This window comes from Alteromonas sp. KUL150 (genome assembly GCF_009811475.1).
GTDB lineage: Bacteria > Pseudomonadota > Gammaproteobacteria > Enterobacterales > Alteromonadaceae > Alteromonas > Alteromonas gracilis.
The window spans coordinates 1-16703 of record NZ_BLIJ01000036.1; the positions used below are offsets into that span (position 1 = coordinate 1).

Sequence of the window (16703 nt, forward strand, 5' to 3'; positions counted from 1 at the left end):
ACTGGTATTACAAGAGTGAGAGGTCGCTCAGAAGGTTGGAAGGCTTGAAAGTTAAATGGAAAGAGGGCAGTAGAGTAAATGCGCGTTGGCATCTAATGTTTTAAGTACCTCGTCTTCCTCTAAATTCAAAATACGCAATATAGTTTTTACTTCGATACTTTTTAGCAAAACGTAGAAGTCGTGCGTGAGCAAGCATGATTTTGCCAATGAAAACCCCAGCAGAATAATGGCTTGTTCTTTTTGTAAGGATTTAGGCACTTCGCTAGTTGGCTTGTTGCACTGATGAATAACGGCGCGCCACGTCGAGTTTTGATGCCAACTCCCAGCAAGTTCAGATGCTATTGCAAGCCAAGGGGTGCCTGATTTTACTTTGAATGCGCTGTTAACGGTGACATTTTTAGTTTTATCTACGGGAAGCGACTGGGCCACTTTGAAGCCAGGTAACGTAAAAAGCGGAGAGCATACAAACGTCATGCTCAATGCCGCTGACTGAGGCGAAAATTTAGTATTCGCCGCTTGAGCAAAGTGGCTGGCAAATGAACAAGCGAGTAGGGTGACTTGTTTGCACATGGCCATCAGGGGGAATTGATTTTGCGTCAACCTTTCTAATAAGGCGAACTGAATAAGCATATCACCGACACGCTCAATACCGTAGGTCAATACCGCTTGCTTTAAACTTTTTACAGGAAGCTGTAGTCGATTATCTTGGCTCGCAGTATGTATCAGGAATTGATTGAAAGTTGGCACTTGTTCAATCTTATCGCAGAGCGTTGGAATATCTACATCAGGTTTTTGCAACGAATCTATGATGCCCAGTAACGCTTTTGGGGGGTGCTGTATAGCGTAGGTGGAGGGCACAAACGAACTACCACCGTGGCTTAACCTCGCCTTGGCGGTGTCAGTGTAAAGGGCGACAAAATGTTCGAATGGCACCGTCAATTTGACAGGGCTATGGATAGATGAAAGCGGGACCCATTTGCCATCTACATCTTCGTTACTTAAGGCAAACACAAAGGCATGGCTCTGTTGTCTGTCTACAATCACCCCAGGAATTCCGTTTGCGTAAACTTTTGCGCCTGGCAAAGGATATTCAAATAACAACATCAAAGAGGCGATGTAATGCCTGTGCTGAACAGGAATACGAGATGCTATTAGCGTGAACAGCAAAGCATGTTCTGTTTTGTCTGATTTAAAAGCAAATACTCCGGCAAGTAAACAAAGGCGCTGGGCAATGTTAAGCCTGTTATCTGCGATGTATTTCATTTGTCTTTCAGACTGGAACGCTTTCTGTAAGCGAAGCGTATCTAACCAAATTGTCAGATTGTGCTGTCGTAAAAAACGAACAACGTCAGCAATTTTGCTTTTATCTTTCTCGATATCAGTGAACCAATGCGTCGCGAGCAACGACCCGATAATGTGCTGCAAATAATGGTCATTTAAACGACAAAGTTTTCCAAACAATGCTAACAGTAAGAGTTGTTGGGTGCCCTTGGGGAGCTCATTGTCAAGATGAAGTAAAGACGCTGGGATCGCCGGATTTCCATTTATCAAAGCAAGAATGCGTTTAGCACTTTTTAACCAATGGTTTATGCGCTCTTCAACATTGAGCGACGCATCGCCTTGTTTTGCAAGTCGCTTAAGCGTGGAAATGATATCGCTCACTCCCCATCCTTTTAACTTTTTTGGTAACTGGAATAGGCTCCTTCGCCCCAAGCAATTAACTTGTCATTCTCGAACAACAATGGCGTACATTCGTCTTGCGTAGTCAAGCCATCCGCGCGCACATGTTGGGTGCGAAAAAACATAACTTGGATGGCCATAGAACCTTGACGCTTAGCCTCTGTGATATCTGGTGACCCAAGGAGAGCGAGAACTTCTTCTCGCGTACTTCCTAGTTTCAACTTGGTGATTTGAACTCGATTATATTCTTCACGATCTTTCCAATCCATGTTTTCTGGTTTATCGGGGTAGAAAGCGATAACCATAAAAACAAACACCGCGTAAAGCGCGACGCCAGCTAAAATTAGACGAATAACCTTGGTGTTCATGACCGTTACTTCTCAATTCTGAGTTCTTAAATACATGCGTGAGGCATGGATATCATATTGAACTTTGTCGACTCTTTATTTACTGCATAGCGCATTGAACCCACAATAAGGACACTCAATGTGCGTTATACAATTATCTACAGCACTCTTTTAAACAGTGTACCGCAAAACGCGCGGGAAACATAAGTGGTAATCGTAAGCAAATACGTCTTAAATAGCGTGCCTTTAATTCGTATCTTTCACCACATAACAGGGCTCATAAGCACTACCTGGTAACTTCATTCTGTGTTGCTTTACGAAGGACTCTAACAGTACATCCACTTTTTTCATTAGCGCGCTATCACCGGTAAGTTCAAACGGACCATGCTTTTTAATCTGTGCAATGCCTTCAGCCTTCACGTTACCGGCTACAATCCCAGAAAATGCTTTGCGCAGGTTTGCTGCAAGCTCGCTTTTGTTCTGGTCGAGGTGAAGTTTGAGGCCCGACATACTTTCATGGGTTGGGATGAAGGGTTGCTGGAAATCGTGCTCAATTTTCAATGACCAATTAAAACTGAAGGCGTCTCCCATTGCTCCTCTAAATTTTTTAACTTTCTCAAGTTCTGAACATAGAGTACGGGCCACTTCTTCGGGGTCGTTGACGATGATTTGATACTTTGATTGAGCTTCAGCGCCTAGGGTAGCGCCAACAAATTCATCAATAGCTTCAAAGTATTCCTCACTGCCCGCGGGGCCGGTTAATATGAACGGAAAAGGTTGTTGAGCATTGCGTTCGTTCACAAGAATACCAAGAAGATAAAGTAACTCTTCAGCAGTGCCTACCCCACCTGGAAAAACAACGATGCCATGTCCTAACCGAACGAATGCTTCCAAACGCTTTTCGATGTCAGGCATGATTATCAATTCATTTACGATTGCATTAGGTGGCTCAGCCGCGATGATGCTTGGTTCGGAAATGCCGATGTAGCGTCCTGCTTTATGTCGCTGTTTAGCGTGACCTATTGTTGCGCCCTTCATAGGACCTTTCATAGCTCCTGGCCCACATCCAGTGCAAATATTCATATCGCGAAGACCAAGCTGATAGCCGACTTCTTTTGTATATTTGTACTCTGTTTGATTTATCGAGTGGCCGCCCCAGCAGACGATAGTATTTACACCGTCATTGCCTTCAAGTGCCTTGGCATGGCGTAGCATATCAAACACCATGTCTGTGATTTCATTACCTTCGGCGGGTGCTGTTTGGTGAAGAAAAGCGTACTTGTTTCCCATATAAAGCAAATCGCGAAGCACTGCGAACAAGTGTTCATGTACACCACGTACTAATTTTCCATCGACAAAGGCGACTTCAGGGGGGTTAATCAGCTCAATTTTCACCCCTCGTTCACGACGTATTAGTTTAATTTCAAAACTTTCGAAAGGTGCAAATAGGGCTTCGAAATTGTCTTCGTCAACGCCACTATTTAAGACCGCTAGGCAACAATTTCTGAACATATCGAAAAGTTCGCTATTCGCTGCATCTTGAAGTCGAGCGACCTCTACCTGAGAGAGTTGGCTCATCCAGCCAACGGGATTAAGCTGTACCTTTTTCATACATCTACTTCCTATAAATCAGCGCTTAGGTCAGTCACAACAAGATTACGGCCGTCACGTTTTGCTTTATAAAGATATTCATCGGCCCGTTCAAATACAGATTCCGTGGTATCTTTTTCACCGAAGCAGGTTGCGCCGAAAGATGCGGTGATTTTTACTTTTTCCTGCTTAAACTTAAACGGCATGGCTGCGAGTTTAGTTCTGATTTCGTTAAGTTTTTTGTCAATATCTTGCATCGGTATTTCCGGCAGCAACATCACAAACTCTTCACCTCCCCACCGTGCAATAAACTCATTGTCTGAGAGGTTTTGCTTTAGAAACTTGCTAACCACTTGCAAGGTTTTATCGCCCGCGGCATGACCAAATCTGTCATTTATAGATTTGAAAAAATCAATATCGACAACTGCCACGGCTAAGCTACCGCCGGTTGCTTTATAATTGCTATATGCTGTTTCTAGACGCTCGTTGTAAGCTTGTCTGTTAGGTAAGCGCGTCAGTGCATCCGTTCGACTCTGCATCGCTTGTTCAGCGATTTTCTTTTTATAAATAACGGTTTGCTGCTGCAGTGTGTCAATACGGGATTGCATAGCGGAGAGTAAGGCCAATAACTTTTCTTGGCCTTCTTTATCATTATCTTGCTGTTCGCTTAGGGTATTCGCTAGCTCTTTTACACAGGTTTGGGTTTGTTCTTTTAGCCGTTCAAAAGACTGGCTTTCAGAGACCGCCTCTTCAATATGGCTAATGTGGCGGATAAGTTGTTCGTTGCCAGCGCGCCTTTGTTCAAACTGTGATTGGCTGCTTTCTATGGTGCTGTTGACATCGTTACTTACTTCGCCAAGTGAACGATGAAGGCTTTGGATAACCTTACCTGTCAAGCTAGCCTCTGACATGGCGTCTTGTACTATCATGCGTAAAATAACGACGCAGCTTTTTAATAACTGGCCTTCATCCATGCCTTCATCAAGTCGTTTCTTAATATCATTTAACTGCTGGTCGTTAGGCTTCTTTTGTGCATAAGAGGTTATCAGGTGGTTTAGCTCAACAAGAATAGAGCGGTAGTGTGGGTTGTCGTCTTTGACAGAGCGGGCTTGCCCGCGAGCATTTGTTTTTGCGTCGTTGTCAGGCGCCGCGACTGGCGACAATCCAACCATTTCTTTGTTAAGCGCGATACGGTGCAATGCTATGGCTTTAGCATATAGCTTGTAAATGCTGAAAATATCGGTAACAGGCTGGTTTAGCTTTATGAGCTCTTGGGTAGTAAGGCTTTTGAGTTCATTATCTTCAAACACAATTTTCTGCAGCTGTTTCATTGCGTCTTCTAACGAAGAAACGGTATCAACACTGTATTTTCTCAGCGTTATTTCTTGGTGTTGCAGCGAGTTGTTTAATTTTTCTATGCTTACTGCGGCCAGACTAAAATTGGGGGTGCCGGAAAGGTGCCCTCTTAATATTTTGAGCTCGGCATCTATTTTATCGGAAAAGCCCTCATAAAAAGCGGAGAGCTTTACGATAAATTGACAAAGAAGCGTATTATTTTGCTTTAGGGTTTGTAGTTGTTTTGCTTCCATATTCTCGTCTTCATTTAAATTCGCTTCGAGGCAGAATTGTAGCTAACCCACTTTACTTAACTCACCGCTATTTTTATTGGCGGGCTTGGCGATGATTGGGATAGGGCGTCTCGAAATTTGAGCGGAAGGGGTTTATATCCAATCCTCCTCTTCGCGTATATCTCGCACAAACAGTTAACTTTTCTGGGCTGCACTTGTGCATAATGTCGCTGTAAATGCGTTCAACACACTGCTCATGAAATTCATTATGCTGCCTAAAGCTAATTAAATATTGTAAGAGCCCTTCGCGGGCTATCGCCTTTCCTTCATATCTTATTTGAATACTAGCCCAATCTGGTTGGCTTGTTATTAAGCAATTAGATTTAAGTAAGTGGGAAACGAGTGTCTCTTTCACTTCTTCGTGGCTTTCATCGACAGTTAGATAGTGCGTATTAGGTGAATATTCATCGACAGTTATGTCTAGCTCATCCAATAGAACGCCTTCGAACTCTTTAAACTGCAGTTCAGCAAAATGCTGGGGCAAGATTAAGTTTACGTCCACCGGTTGTCCGGCACATGCAGATAGATCAGCTTGTAATACGTTTTTTACTTCATCGTCAGAGGAAAACTGACTTTGGTTAAAGCTGTTTAAGTATAACTTGAACGATTTTGACTCAATGAGATTTTCTGACGTTATCGGAACACGGCATTCTAAAATAGCGACACAGGGTTTTCCCTTCGGGTTTAGCCAGGAAAGTTCGTAGCCCGTCCATGTATCTATACCTGTAAAAGGCAGTTGGTTACCATTTAGATTGAGCGTGTCACGGCTAAGGCTGCGCGGCACTCCCTGCAATAGACTTGGATTATATTCAAACTCGTAGTCAACCTGTTTTCCCAAAGAAAGGTTATCAGGTGCAGAGATAATAATTTTTTTAGGTGGGTTGTCAGTCGACATAAGAACCTTTTATATATCTACTAGAAGGCGAAGGAAATTTGCGCTGAACCTCTGTGAGTTCGAATAGCGAGTACCGTGGCCTTGATATTGACTTAACTGTTTAGTTGTATAGTGTACCCCAAAAATACGCAGGTAACGTCACAATGGCTCTAACAATTTCAGAACAATTAACTAAATTTGTATCATCTTATGTCGAAGAGGCGAAAAGCGAAGGGCTCAAAATAGTTTTCGATAGCGACTGGCCATCACCCTGCTATCAAGAGGCGGCAGAAGACGGTGACTTTGTAAGATGGAAGCCAACGTTACAAACTCCTAAACTTTCTTTCGATAATGTGGAAGAAGCGATGTCGTTGAAGCTGCATCCGGATTATTGTAGTTATTTTACTGTCTATTACAGCGATAACTTAAAAGCGAAAGCCCCACAAGGTAACTGCGAACTGCTTCAGGTATTTAACCATGAAGACTTTGAGCGGCTTCAGCAAAACTTAATTGGTCACTTATTGATGAAGCAGCGGCTAAAGCAAGCTCCAACCTTATTTTTTGGCCTTACTGATGAAGAGGATTTTATTCTTACTGTCGTAAATGACAGTGGTGAAGTTGCACTAGAACAAGTAGGTAAAGAGCCAACACAAATTCTTGCGCCATCATTAGCTGAGTTTCTAGCGCAGCTTACGCCTATTACAAGGTAATACCTATCTATGCGGACTGGTATAAAGGCTCCCATCGTGTCGTTATCTCTTTTCGTTAACGAGCTGCTGTACTATCTGCTTTAGCTCAGTGACTTCTTTTTCTAACATTGCAATTTGTTCGTAAAGGTGTCGAATAGCACTAGAAGGTAATTCAGAGACTTGTGGGGGTAACGAACCACTTTCATTCCTATCAACGGCTGGTTTGTTAGCGTTAAAACGTTTAATGGCCTCAATCGCTTCGGTTACTGACACTTTATACGGCGCCTTTGCTCGCAAAATTCCTACTGTGGGTGTTTTACCTTCATTATGCATTTGGAGGCAAAGAGCGTGAAGTTGTTGTAAGTTCGAATTATTCATTATGAAGGAATGGTAGGTTGGAATGCGGATTAGTTTAGCTTGATAAGATGGTTAATTTCACCAAAAAATTAGTGATTTCGCTAACCGCAAAAGGTGGGGAACGATAGATTTTTATTAAAATCTTTAAATATTAATTACTTAAAATCTTGGTCCTATTCTTGTTTACTTTGTTTTCAATTACTTAATACGCATTTAGCGAGTGTCGAAACGTTGTAGGTATTTCGGATTGGAACTTAATGTTGCGTCAGGTTGCAGACTTAATACCTTACAAAACCTCGCGTCAAAATTGTAAATTACTGCACAAATAAAAATAAGGAATTCACATGAAAATTATGCTTCTTTCTGCTGCTTTAGCCTCTTCACTTCTATTATCGGGATGTGTTGTATCTGTTGGCGGAGGTTCAGATAGTCATTATGGCGCTGATTGGGAAGATAGAGAGTTTAACAATCGTAAGCACATCGCAAATCTTGAGAAGGGGACAAGCTATGAGAGCGTGCTCAGAAAGATGGGTGTAGCAGACTTCAATGAACTGTTTGAAAAGCAAGATGGCACTTACCGTGTACTTTATTACCGAACGCAAAAAACCATGGGTGACGGTATTACAACGAAAGATGAATGCACGCCTCTTGTATTTAGAGATGGAAACCTCGTTGGATGGGGTGATAGTGCTTACGGTCTAATGCACTAATTGTTCTTAGAACCAGTGCGTCAAGTGCTGGGTTAAGTGTTTTTTGTTAATAAAAAGTTAACATCTTGGGGGTTTTCGCGTAGGGTAAAGTTTGAGCGGGTGAAATGGTCGATAGAGGTTTTTAATTTAAAGATCGCAATAACTCATTTCACTGTAATGGTTAAGCCACTAACAAAACTTTGCGTTTGAGGAGCCCCTATGAGTAACGAAGCGATAGATGGTGCGTTAGCCCCTCTTCAAGACATTGTCAAAGCGATATACCTAACCGTAGACGATCTCAAAGTCGCCGCCTCTATCCTTTATAACGCTTATGTCGACGACCCTTTGTTTATAGATATTTTTCAAGCTGAGAAAGAAGGTTATGAGAACCGTCTTCGCTCTGCGATTCGTGAGGAATTAAACGCATTTTGGGTAGCAGAGCAACCAATGATTGGGCTTTTTGATGAAGAAAGGCTGATTGCAGTTGCTTGCTTAACAGCGCCTGACGCAGCATTCGGCTCTGGTCGATACTGGCACTGGAGACTAAGAATGTTGCTTACGGCGGGGCTATTTGGTACCAAACAGATGCTGGAGAAAGAAGAAAAAGTCAGGTCACTGGTGCCTGCTGATAACTTCCACATGCTCAGTTTTATTGCGGTTCATCCAGATTACCAACATCATGGTCTTGGTCATATATTACTTGGCGCTATTGATAGCGTAGTTGAGGAAGATGAAAAGAGTGAAGGGGTATCAGTGTTTGTTACCATTGATAAACACCGTTCTTTTTTTAACGACGATAATTATCAGGTAGTCGGGCAGCTAAGCCTTTCTCATGTTAAAGGCGACGTAATGTTTCGTCGCACCTGATTCCTTTCCAACCTCGTTTTGTTCGTTTCTTGAACCGCTCTGGCCATCTTAATCTTCGTAACGTTAAATTTATGACAGAGTTTGTAGGATATGTCTTACAAACTCTGTGCGTGATCCTACCTAAATTCATCAATACAAAATTAGACAAAAGTATAAAGCTATTGATTTTATTGGATTTTCTTATAGTTAGTCCAAAGTAGTAAGAAAAACTTTCTAAAATTGCTGTAATTCAACATGGCGGTAATATTTAGAAGGAATACTATAAACACGTCACAAGGAAACACGACGAGTCACGGATTGAGTAAGGAAAGCGATAGGACAACTTAAGGATAAGATTCTCATAGGATAGTGAGAGAAGGGAAAAGGAAAGCAGTTAGGAAACTGCAGCGATAAGGACATTGAAGGGATAGTAAGGATTTAGGATGTTTTGTGTGATAGGACATCACGACAGGATGTAGCAAAGGAATAGGGACAAATGCTAGCAAGGAGCTAGTCGGCATGGAGCCAAGGGCGAGGAAATGTCTTTAAAGGATACTGAGTTTGCATGGACGAGCAAACCAAGGATGAATAAAGGACATGCTGAAGGATTAGCAAAGCTGTAGCAGGATGTGCAGTATATGATGGATAAAGGAAAGGAATGTCAGCGGAGCCTGACTAGGACAGCCTCAGGATGAGGAACACTGTACAACGGATGTGCAGTTATGTAGGAGCAAGGGAAGGGACCTACGCATGGATGGGTAGCTCGCACAGGAAGGCGCGAGAGTAGATGGAAAGGGGCGTATACGGATTTTAATCGGGAAGATTTTAGTCGCAAAGGATCGCGGAGAAGGATACTCAAAATTCCAGGAAAAAGGGGAGCCGTCAGGTTCCCCTTTTTTTTGTAAAAATGTCCCGTCCTGAGAACTCGTTGGAGAATTAGGAAGCGTGCCCGCTTTCCGACTTAAAGGCTTAAACTCTATGTGGTGGCACCTCTGTTCGCATAATTCTTACACCTATCAATTCAACTTCGCCGGTGTACCTGTCCTCGCCATTACTTGAAAACTCAAAATTGAATAAGCTGTGCCAGTCTGGCTTACCATATTTAAATGAGAATCGGGTTCTTGCTCGTGCCACACTCAACAATTGCAAACCGTGTTTATCGCAGTATTGTTTTAGATAAGTGTTTGTTCGTTCGGAAATAGCGCGTATACGCCAAAACTGATAGCCTGTAAATCCAATAACCAGCCACACTACTAATTCGAGTAACGTCATCTACTTTCTCGCTTGTGCAAACAGTTGTTGAAATGCGTTTGAGAGAACGTTTGAGTTTGCATTTGAATGTAAGAGCGTCAGCACTTGTCTGCGCAATTTCGGGATTTGTACTAAATCGGAGAAAAAACCTGCAAATAAAGCACCTTGATGCCCCTCTTTCTCATCAACTTTGGCTGTTTGTTCAAGAAAGGCACTCAGCAGCAACGGTTCCATTTGTTCAAAGTGACGGGCAGCAATTACGCTAAGAATATCCAGTCTTTGTGATTTTTCGTCTTTTAATAAATCAAGAAGCTTATTATTTATTAGAGCGTTAAAGGACCCTTCTGACGAGCCCCTTAGCGCTGCTAAATTAATATCGGAACGCTTATCTATCTCGTTTAAATACATGGCTAACAAATGTTCAGACAACGCTACGCTTTCACTCATTTCCATTAGCGTATCAAGAAATACATTAGAATAAAGCGATACGTTGTTTCTAATCGCATTTTCTAAAGTATCTCTTTTGGGATGTGTACTGAAGCGATACGCAAAATCCGCGACGCTCTGCATTGAGATTTGCTGCCAGTCAACAAGTTGCGGAGCTTGAATATAGGCTTCAACTTTCTGTGCTTCTTCACTTAACGGTTGCGCTAAGGTATGTTTGACCAGTGCGTTGAACTGAGCGAGTTGCGATTGATTGGGAACAAAGGAATATGGATTATCCGGCAGCTTCTGCGCGTTTTCCGTATCTTCAGCAACAGATTGCCCTAGCGCATCAACAATAATCTCTAGAAAGTGATTTCTAGCAGCGGCAACCACCAAACCTTGTTCATCAAGCGGCAATTTAACGAACCAAATATAATGTTGCGCTGAAGCATTTTTATTCCAAAATACAATGCCAAACCAAGCATGCTGCTGACGAGGATAGGGCGCATAGGCGCTGCCGTTTTCTATTTCTAGAAAAATTTGACTATCTGTAGGTTCAAGGCGGCGACCTAAATCAAAAACTAGATATTCAGTGCCTGCATGTAACAAAAACTCACTGATAGAATTAATACTGTTAGCGCTCATAACTCGTTCCAAAAAACTGCTTTGATAAAAATGTTTCAGGGCGAGCATTCTTCAATGAGATATCGCCAAGAAACATTGGTAATGGTATCACAGCATAAGAATTTCAACGATAAGCCACACTGACTTATGTTCACCTTAAGCCCCTGCTATACTGCGCGCCTCAAAATTGAAGCGTTCATGTTTTGCGGGGACATAGTGAATCAGTCAAAAGGTATGCGTTATATTGCATTTAAATGCGCGCTGGAACAGTTAGAGACTACCATGAAAGAAGAGGGGGTTTGGCCGAGCAAAACGCCGAGTAAGCAAGACCTCAACAGAGCGATGGAGAGTACAGTCCCTTTTTCTGTAGACTGTTTAACGTTTGAAAGTTGGTTAGCCTTTATTTTTATTCCTAAATTGCGTGTTTTGCTGTCGCTAGAATCTCCTCTACCGCCAATGCAAATTGCGCCTGCCGCTGAAGTTTATCTATCCAGTGCAAAGCAACGAACGCTCTATCAACTGCAAAAAATTGATGATATTGCCAATGGAGACATTGGATGAATAGGCGTAACCAACCCCAATATTCTATAGACAGTGACGCAAGGTGCCATTTGAAAACAACGTCAGAAGAAAAAGAGGATCAACAAGGCGACTTTAGCGCTCTGCATCTACCTGTGCTGTATCAAGATGAGTATATCGTCGCTATAAATAAGCCGCCGGGTCTACTTGTACACAGAAGTCCGATAGACAGACATGAAACCGTGTTTGCGGTTCAAACACTCAGAGATCAAATTGGAAGGCACGTGTTTCCTGCTCATCGCCTCGATAGACCTACATCTGGCGTGTTGGTGTTTAGTTTCAGCTCTGAAATCGCGGCAAAGCTTGGTCAGCAAATGATGGATAAGCAAGTAGTAAAAGCATATCACGCCATTGTTCGCGGTTTTGTGCATTACACTGGGTTTATCGACTACGCGCTAAAATATCGCTACGATAAAATTGCTGATAAACACAAACGTCCCCAGCAAGCTCCACAACCCGCATCAACAATGTATCAGTCGGTGGCACATTTCGAAGTACCAGAGCCTGTTGGTAAGTATCAAAGCGCACGTTATTCTCTCGTGAAGCTTTCCCCGAGTACAGGAAGAAAGCATCAGCTTCGTAGGCACATGGTGCACCTCCGTCATCCGATCATTGGCGATACGACCCATGGAGACGGTAAACAAAACAAATTTGCTAAACAGCACTTTAATTTTAACAATTTGGCCTTAAGTTGTACCCATATGGGATTCTCCCACCCGCTAACTGGAAAGTGGATAACCATTAATGGCGAGATGAATCATGGAATGCAACAATTAGTAGCGCAATTGGAACCGTTTAGGGTTTGAATCTATAAAGAAGTCAGAATTCCAGCCTGTCGCTATAGGCAACGAATATTAGTTTAAGAGGTAAAAATGGCAACATTGAAAATTATTGCGGGTACGGTATACGGGAATGCGCAACACGTGGCCGAGCAGGTAGAAGAAAGCTTAGCCGAACAGGGGGTTGACTGCTCACTAGAAAGTGACCCTTCGGTTGCCGATTTCACCGATGCAGATGCGCTCCTTATTATTACGTCTACAACCGGTCAGGGTGATGTGCCACCTAACCTAGAGTTCGTTTTTTCGGATTTGAAAGACGAAGCGCCAATGCTGAGCGGAAAGCCATTTGCGGTAGCAGCATTAGGCGACAGCAGCTACGGAGAGAGTTTCTGTGGCGCAGGTAAACAATTCCAAGCGCTACTTACAGAACTACAAGGCAGCGCAGTTGCAGATATGTTGGAAGTTGACGCGATTGAAACATTAGAGCCAGAAAAAGATGTGGTAGAGTGGGTTAACGCTATTAAAGATAAATTGCTGGCCTAAACCAGTAGACGCTTTTTGATTATGAATAGAAAGAGGCGCTTATGCGCCTCTTTTAGTTTGTGACTCTATTAGCATGTGGCTCGGCTAATTAAAACTAATCCGAGCCGTTAGCGATAAGCCAGGAATACTACTTACTCTACGCCGCGAAGTAGCGCGTTGATACCTACTTTCGCGCGGGTTTTGGCGTCTACTTTCTTCACGATGATAGCTGCGTAAAGACTGTATTTACCATCGGCGCTTGGCAGGTTACCCGCCACTACTACTGAACCTGCTGGTACACGGCCATAATGAATTTCACCGGTTTCGCGGTCATATATACGCGTACTTTGGCCGATGTAAACACCCATTGAAATTACTGAGCCTTCTTCAACAATTACGCCTTCTACAATCTCAGAGCGTGCACCGATAAAGCAGTTATCTTCGATAATAGTAGGGTTTGCTTGGAGCGGCTCTAATACACCACCGATACCTACACCGCCGGAGAGGTGAACATTCTTGCCGATTTGTGCACATGAGCCAACCGTCGCCCATGTATCTACCATAGTGCCTTCGTCTACGAATGCACCAATATTAACATAAGAAGGCATTACTACCGCATTTTTACCTACGAACGTACCTGTGCGTACAGCGGCAGGTGGAACAATGCGCGCACCGTCTGCTGCAAATTGTTCTGCGGTGTAGTTAGTGTATTTAAGCGGCACCTTGTCATAAAACTTGCTTTCCGCACCTTCAATTACATCGTTATTGTGAAGGCGGAAGAAAAGTAGAACAGCTTTTTTAAGCCATTGATGTACCACCCATTCGCCAGCAATCTTTTCCGCAACACGGCCTTTACCGCTGTTAAGAAGGTCGATAGCTTGTGCTACTGCATCTCTTACTTCATCAGGTGCAGATGAAGGGCTAATGTTGTCGCGATTTTCGAAGGCGTCTTCAATAATGGCTTTCAATTCATTCATGGTATTGTGATATCTTCAAGTTGGTCGAGTTTAAACAGGATCCGCTTTTTAAGGTTTACCTGTTGTTCTTGGGTTAATGCTTTGCCAGCGTCATTGCTGACGATAAAAATATCTTCAGCTCGCTCACCTATGGTGGCAATTTTTGCAAGCTTTAGCGTCATATTAGTATCAACGAATGCATGCCCAATTTTAGCTAAAATGCCTGGAGCGTCTAGGGCTTCTAACTCAATAAGTGTGGCTTCGTCGTTGATACTGAAAAAACGAACCTTAGTCGGAACGTCTAATTGTTTCATTTGTCGTGGTAATTTGCGCCTGTTTTCGTGTGAGCGCCCCGGTTTTTCTAATTGGGCAGAAATAGCATTTTCAATTGACGAAATACGAGACTCGGAACTTATCCGGCTACCATCGTTTTCAAGAATGAGCATACTGTCAAATACATAGCCATCACGTGTTACTGTTACGTGGGCATCATGAATTGAACAATTGCGGCTATCAAGAACAGAAGCGACTTGAGCAAATAAGGCTTTTCTGTCTTTGCCATAAACAAACAACTCAGTGCCACCTTTGGCGCTGTTATCGTTTGCTTTAACGAGAAGCCCATCGTGTTCTGGCGAAAGCCAATCATCCTGCGCCTTTATGATCTCATCGGTGTGCCAGGCAATTTGCGTGGGTTTAAAGCGAACAAAATAGTCGTCATCAAGGCGTGCCCATAATGCATCAATGGAAATAGGGTCGATAGCTCGTTCCTGTAAAATCTGTCTCGCTTGATGCTTATGGGTGGCAACGCGTTCGTTAAGCGTTACCTGACACTGCAGGCCATTGTCCAACGCCTTCTGTGTCATTAGATAAAGTTCGCGAAGTAGCGAGGCTTTCCAGTCGTTCCATAAATTGTCGTTAGTTGCTCTGATATCAGCAAGCGTAAGTGTGTAAAGCAAGTTTAGATGGTTATGACTTCTTACTGCACTTGCAAACTCACTTATTACGTCAGGGTCATAGATGTCACGACGTTGGGCTACTACAGACATAAGCAAATGATTTTCAACTAACCATGCGATCATTTCAGCGTCGTCACTTGATACATTGTGCTGCTTACAAAACTTCGCCACATCTTGTGCGCCTAACGTTGAGTGATCGCCATTTCTACCTTTTGCAATGTCGTGGAAAATCGCTGCGATATAAAGAACTTCTGGCTTATCTAGGTTTCTGCAAATTCTGCCACAGCGCGGAAAGTCTTTGTTCTCTCTCGAGAAAAAGTAATTTACATGTTTAACAAGTCTATGGGTATGTTCATCTACCGTATAGGCGTGGAACAGGTCAAACTGCATCATGCCCACAATCGTATCCCATTCAGGTAAATACGCCTGCAAAATACCGTACTGATGCATGATGTCCCAAGCAAAATCGAAGAACTCAGGCTGTTTCATTAAGCGCATGAATTTTTCACGGCACAGCGGGCGTTCTACATAATACTCAGCTTCAAACGCGCGGTGAGCATTACGCAATTGACGAATACATATGGTGCTCAGGCCTTTTACGTCAGGTAGATTGGCCACCAAATTCAAAAAATCTAAAATTGCTTCAGGTGATGAAAATACGGTTTCGTGTCGTGGCGAAATCATATTGTCGAGAAGCTCAAAGTCTTCATTAATTACAACGCTTTTTTGAACGCTTTGATTAAGCATGTCGTATTTGAAGCGTTGAAGCAGCATTTGATTTAACTCTGATACACGCGCTACCGTACGGAAAAAGTCACGCATCATTTTCTCAACGGACGATTTCCCTTCTTCACCGTAACCCATCATCTTTGCAACGTCGGGTTGATAGTCAAAAAGTAATCGGTTTTCGCTTCTACCAGCAATTAAATGAAGTGCGCAACGCATTTTCCAAAGATGCATACGACAAGCGATTAATTCACTGTGCTCTTGTTCGGTAAAGTACCCGTGACCCACCAAATTCCAGCCGTCATACTCTTTAAAGTGCTTTTTCGCTACCCAGCCTATCGACTGAATATCTCGCAAGCATCCGGGGTTTTCTTTGATGTTTGGCTCAAGGTTGTAGGCGGTGCCGTTGAATTTGGCATGACGTCGCTTCTGCTCATCATATTTAGCAGAGAAAAACGCTTTACTCGACCAAGAGTTTCTACCATTAACTTCATCCCACAATTTATCAAAGGTAGTTTCACTGCCGCAAAGCAAACGGCTCTCAACTAAATTGGTCGCAATGGTAATATCGTCTTTTGCTAGCTTAACGGTTTCTTTAATGGTCCGGACGGACTGGCCCACATCAAGTTTAATGTCCCATAATAGGGTAATAAATTGACCAATCTTTTCTTGAACTTCAGGCTTCAGCTTCTTTCTACTGACAATAAGTAAGTCAATATCTGAGTGAGGCTGCAAGTGACCTCGACCATATCCGCCTACCGCGCAAAGTGACAGTTCGTCTACGGTGTCGAGACCGTAAAGTTGCCAAAGATGACAAAGAAGCGCATCGACAAACTGCGCACGTCCAGTAACGAGTTGATTAACTGGCGTTACGTCAAAGGACTCGGTTATCCATGTATAACTGGCCTCCACGCAAGACTTAATTGCGGGGATTTCATCCACAGAGTTTATGGTGTCGATATTCTTTATCAGTGATTGCAGCGTCAAAATGCACCTTTGAATTAGACTTCTTTTTAAACGCTACGAACAATAGCATGAATTGGTAGCACTTCGCAGTAGCAAATTAATGCATAAGTTAGGTTGAATTGTGAATATTTATGGTTTTTTGTTATAGGTGTGTAGCATGACAATAAAGAAGGCTAGATGGGTGTTGAAGTAATTTGTTCCACGTATTTATTTGAAAA

16 protein-coding genes are annotated in these 16703 nt (G+C 42.9%); 6 read left to right on the forward strand and 10 right to left on the reverse strand.

Translation table 11 applies throughout. The features are described from left to right. Window positions 1-51: 51 nt before the first annotated feature. From GVO62_RS08220 to queF, 5 genes are all read right to left on the reverse strand, one after another. Window positions 52-1662 (reverse strand): histidine kinase, encoded by a 1611-nt coding sequence (locus GVO62_RS08220; RefSeq protein WP_159118541.1) that lies wholly within the window; start codon window positions 1660-1662, stop codon window positions 52-54. An 11-nt stretch (window positions 1663-1673) separates the two neighbouring features. Then, a complete protein-coding gene (locus GVO62_RS08225; RefSeq protein ID WP_012517477.1) occupies window positions 1674-2048 on the reverse strand; it encodes a DUF3192 domain-containing protein in 375 nt (124 codons plus the stop codon). A 225-nt stretch (window positions 2049-2273) separates the two neighbouring features. Beyond that, window positions 2274-3638: a nucleotide 5'-monophosphate nucleosidase PpnN gene (gene ppnN / locus GVO62_RS08230; protein WP_159118542.1), complete on the reverse strand. Its 1365-nt coding sequence runs from the start codon at window positions 3636-3638 to the stop codon at window positions 2274-2276. A gap of 11 nt (window positions 3639-3649) precedes the next feature. Then, the gene (locus GVO62_RS08235; protein WP_159118543.1) at window positions 3650-5206 is read right to left on the reverse strand and encodes a GGDEF domain-containing protein; all 1557 of its coding nucleotides are present in this window, start codon (window positions 5204-5206) and stop codon (window positions 3650-3652) included. A gap of 73 nt (window positions 5207-5279) precedes the next feature. Further along, on the reverse strand, window positions 5280-6140 hold the full coding sequence (queF, locus tag GVO62_RS08240; protein ID WP_159118544.1) for an NADPH-dependent 7-cyano-7-deazaguanine reductase QueF: 861 nt from the start codon (window positions 6138-6140) through the stop codon (window positions 5280-5282). A gap of 143 nt (window positions 6141-6283) precedes the next feature. On the opposite strand from queF, the gene syd reads away from it, so the two are divergent. Continuing rightward, window positions 6284-6829, forward strand: coding sequence for a SecY-interacting protein (gene syd, locus GVO62_RS08245; protein WP_159118545.1), 546 nt, complete (start codon window positions 6284-6286; stop codon window positions 6827-6829). 42 nt (window positions 6830-6871) lie between these two features. Here syd and GVO62_RS08250 read toward each other — a convergent pair whose 3' ends face one another. Continuing rightward, entirely contained in the window at window positions 6872-7081 is a 210-nt protein-coding gene (locus GVO62_RS08250) for a hypothetical protein (RefSeq protein WP_373996012.1), read from the reverse strand. A gap of 428 nt (window positions 7082-7509) precedes the next feature. On the opposite strand from GVO62_RS08250, the gene GVO62_RS08255 reads away from it, so the two are divergent. Then, a complete protein-coding gene (locus GVO62_RS08255) occupies window positions 7510-7875 on the forward strand; it encodes a DUF3192 domain-containing protein (protein ID WP_105932290.1) in 366 nt (121 codons plus the stop codon). Between the two features lie 198 nt (window positions 7876-8073). Continuing rightward, window positions 8074-8721 carry a GNAT family N-acetyltransferase gene (locus GVO62_RS08260; RefSeq protein WP_159118547.1) on the forward strand — a complete coding sequence of 216 codons (648 nt, stop codon included), beginning with the start codon at window positions 8074-8076 and terminating at the stop codon, window positions 8719-8721. Between the two features lie 948 nt (window positions 8722-9669). On the opposite strand, the gene GVO62_RS08265 is transcribed toward GVO62_RS08260, so the two are convergent. Together GVO62_RS08265 and GVO62_RS08270 are read right to left on the reverse strand one after the other, a co-directional pair. Further along, on the reverse strand, window positions 9670-9972 hold the full coding sequence (locus GVO62_RS08265; RefSeq protein ID WP_159118548.1) for a DUF3301 domain-containing protein: 303 nt from the start codon (window positions 9970-9972) through the stop codon (window positions 9670-9672). Then, on the reverse strand, window positions 9973-11022 hold the full coding sequence (locus tag GVO62_RS08270) for a DUF3549 family protein (protein ID WP_159118549.1): 1050 nt from the start codon (window positions 11020-11022) through the stop codon (window positions 9973-9975). It lies immediately after the preceding gene. A gap of 195 nt (window positions 11023-11217) precedes the next feature. On the opposite strand from GVO62_RS08270, the gene GVO62_RS08275 reads away from it, so the two are divergent. The 3 genes from GVO62_RS08275 to GVO62_RS08285 all read left to right on the forward strand — a co-directional run bounded on the left by GVO62_RS08275 (window position 11218) and on the right by GVO62_RS08285 (window position 12902). After that, entirely contained in the window at window positions 11218-11562 is a 345-nt protein-coding gene (locus GVO62_RS08275; RefSeq protein ID WP_236547108.1) for a YqcC family protein, read from the forward strand. 50 nt (window positions 11563-11612) lie between these two features. Then, on the forward strand, window positions 11613-12386 hold the full coding sequence (gene truC, locus GVO62_RS08280) for a tRNA pseudouridine(65) synthase TruC (RefSeq protein WP_308469236.1): 774 nt from the start codon (window positions 11613-11615) through the stop codon (window positions 12384-12386). Window positions 12387-12452: 66 nt separating this feature from the next. Next, complete coding sequence (locus GVO62_RS08285) at window positions 12453-12902, forward strand: flavodoxin domain-containing protein (RefSeq protein WP_159118550.1); 450 nt, start codon at window positions 12453-12455, stop codon at window positions 12900-12902. A 131-nt stretch (window positions 12903-13033) separates the two neighbouring features. Here the strand turns inward: GVO62_RS08285 and dapD are convergent, their stop codons facing one another. Beyond that, window positions 13034-13858 (reverse strand): 2,3,4,5-tetrahydropyridine-2,6-dicarboxylate N-succinyltransferase, encoded by an 825-nt coding sequence (dapD, locus tag GVO62_RS08290; RefSeq protein WP_120960526.1) that lies wholly within the window; start codon window positions 13856-13858, stop codon window positions 13034-13036. Continuing rightward, entirely contained in the window at window positions 13855-16506 is a 2652-nt protein-coding gene (gene glnD / locus GVO62_RS08295; protein WP_159118551.1) for a [protein-PII] uridylyltransferase, read from the reverse strand. The genes dapD and glnD overlap by 4 nt, the downstream gene beginning before the upstream one ends. Between the last annotated feature and the right edge of the window lie 197 nt (window positions 16507-16703).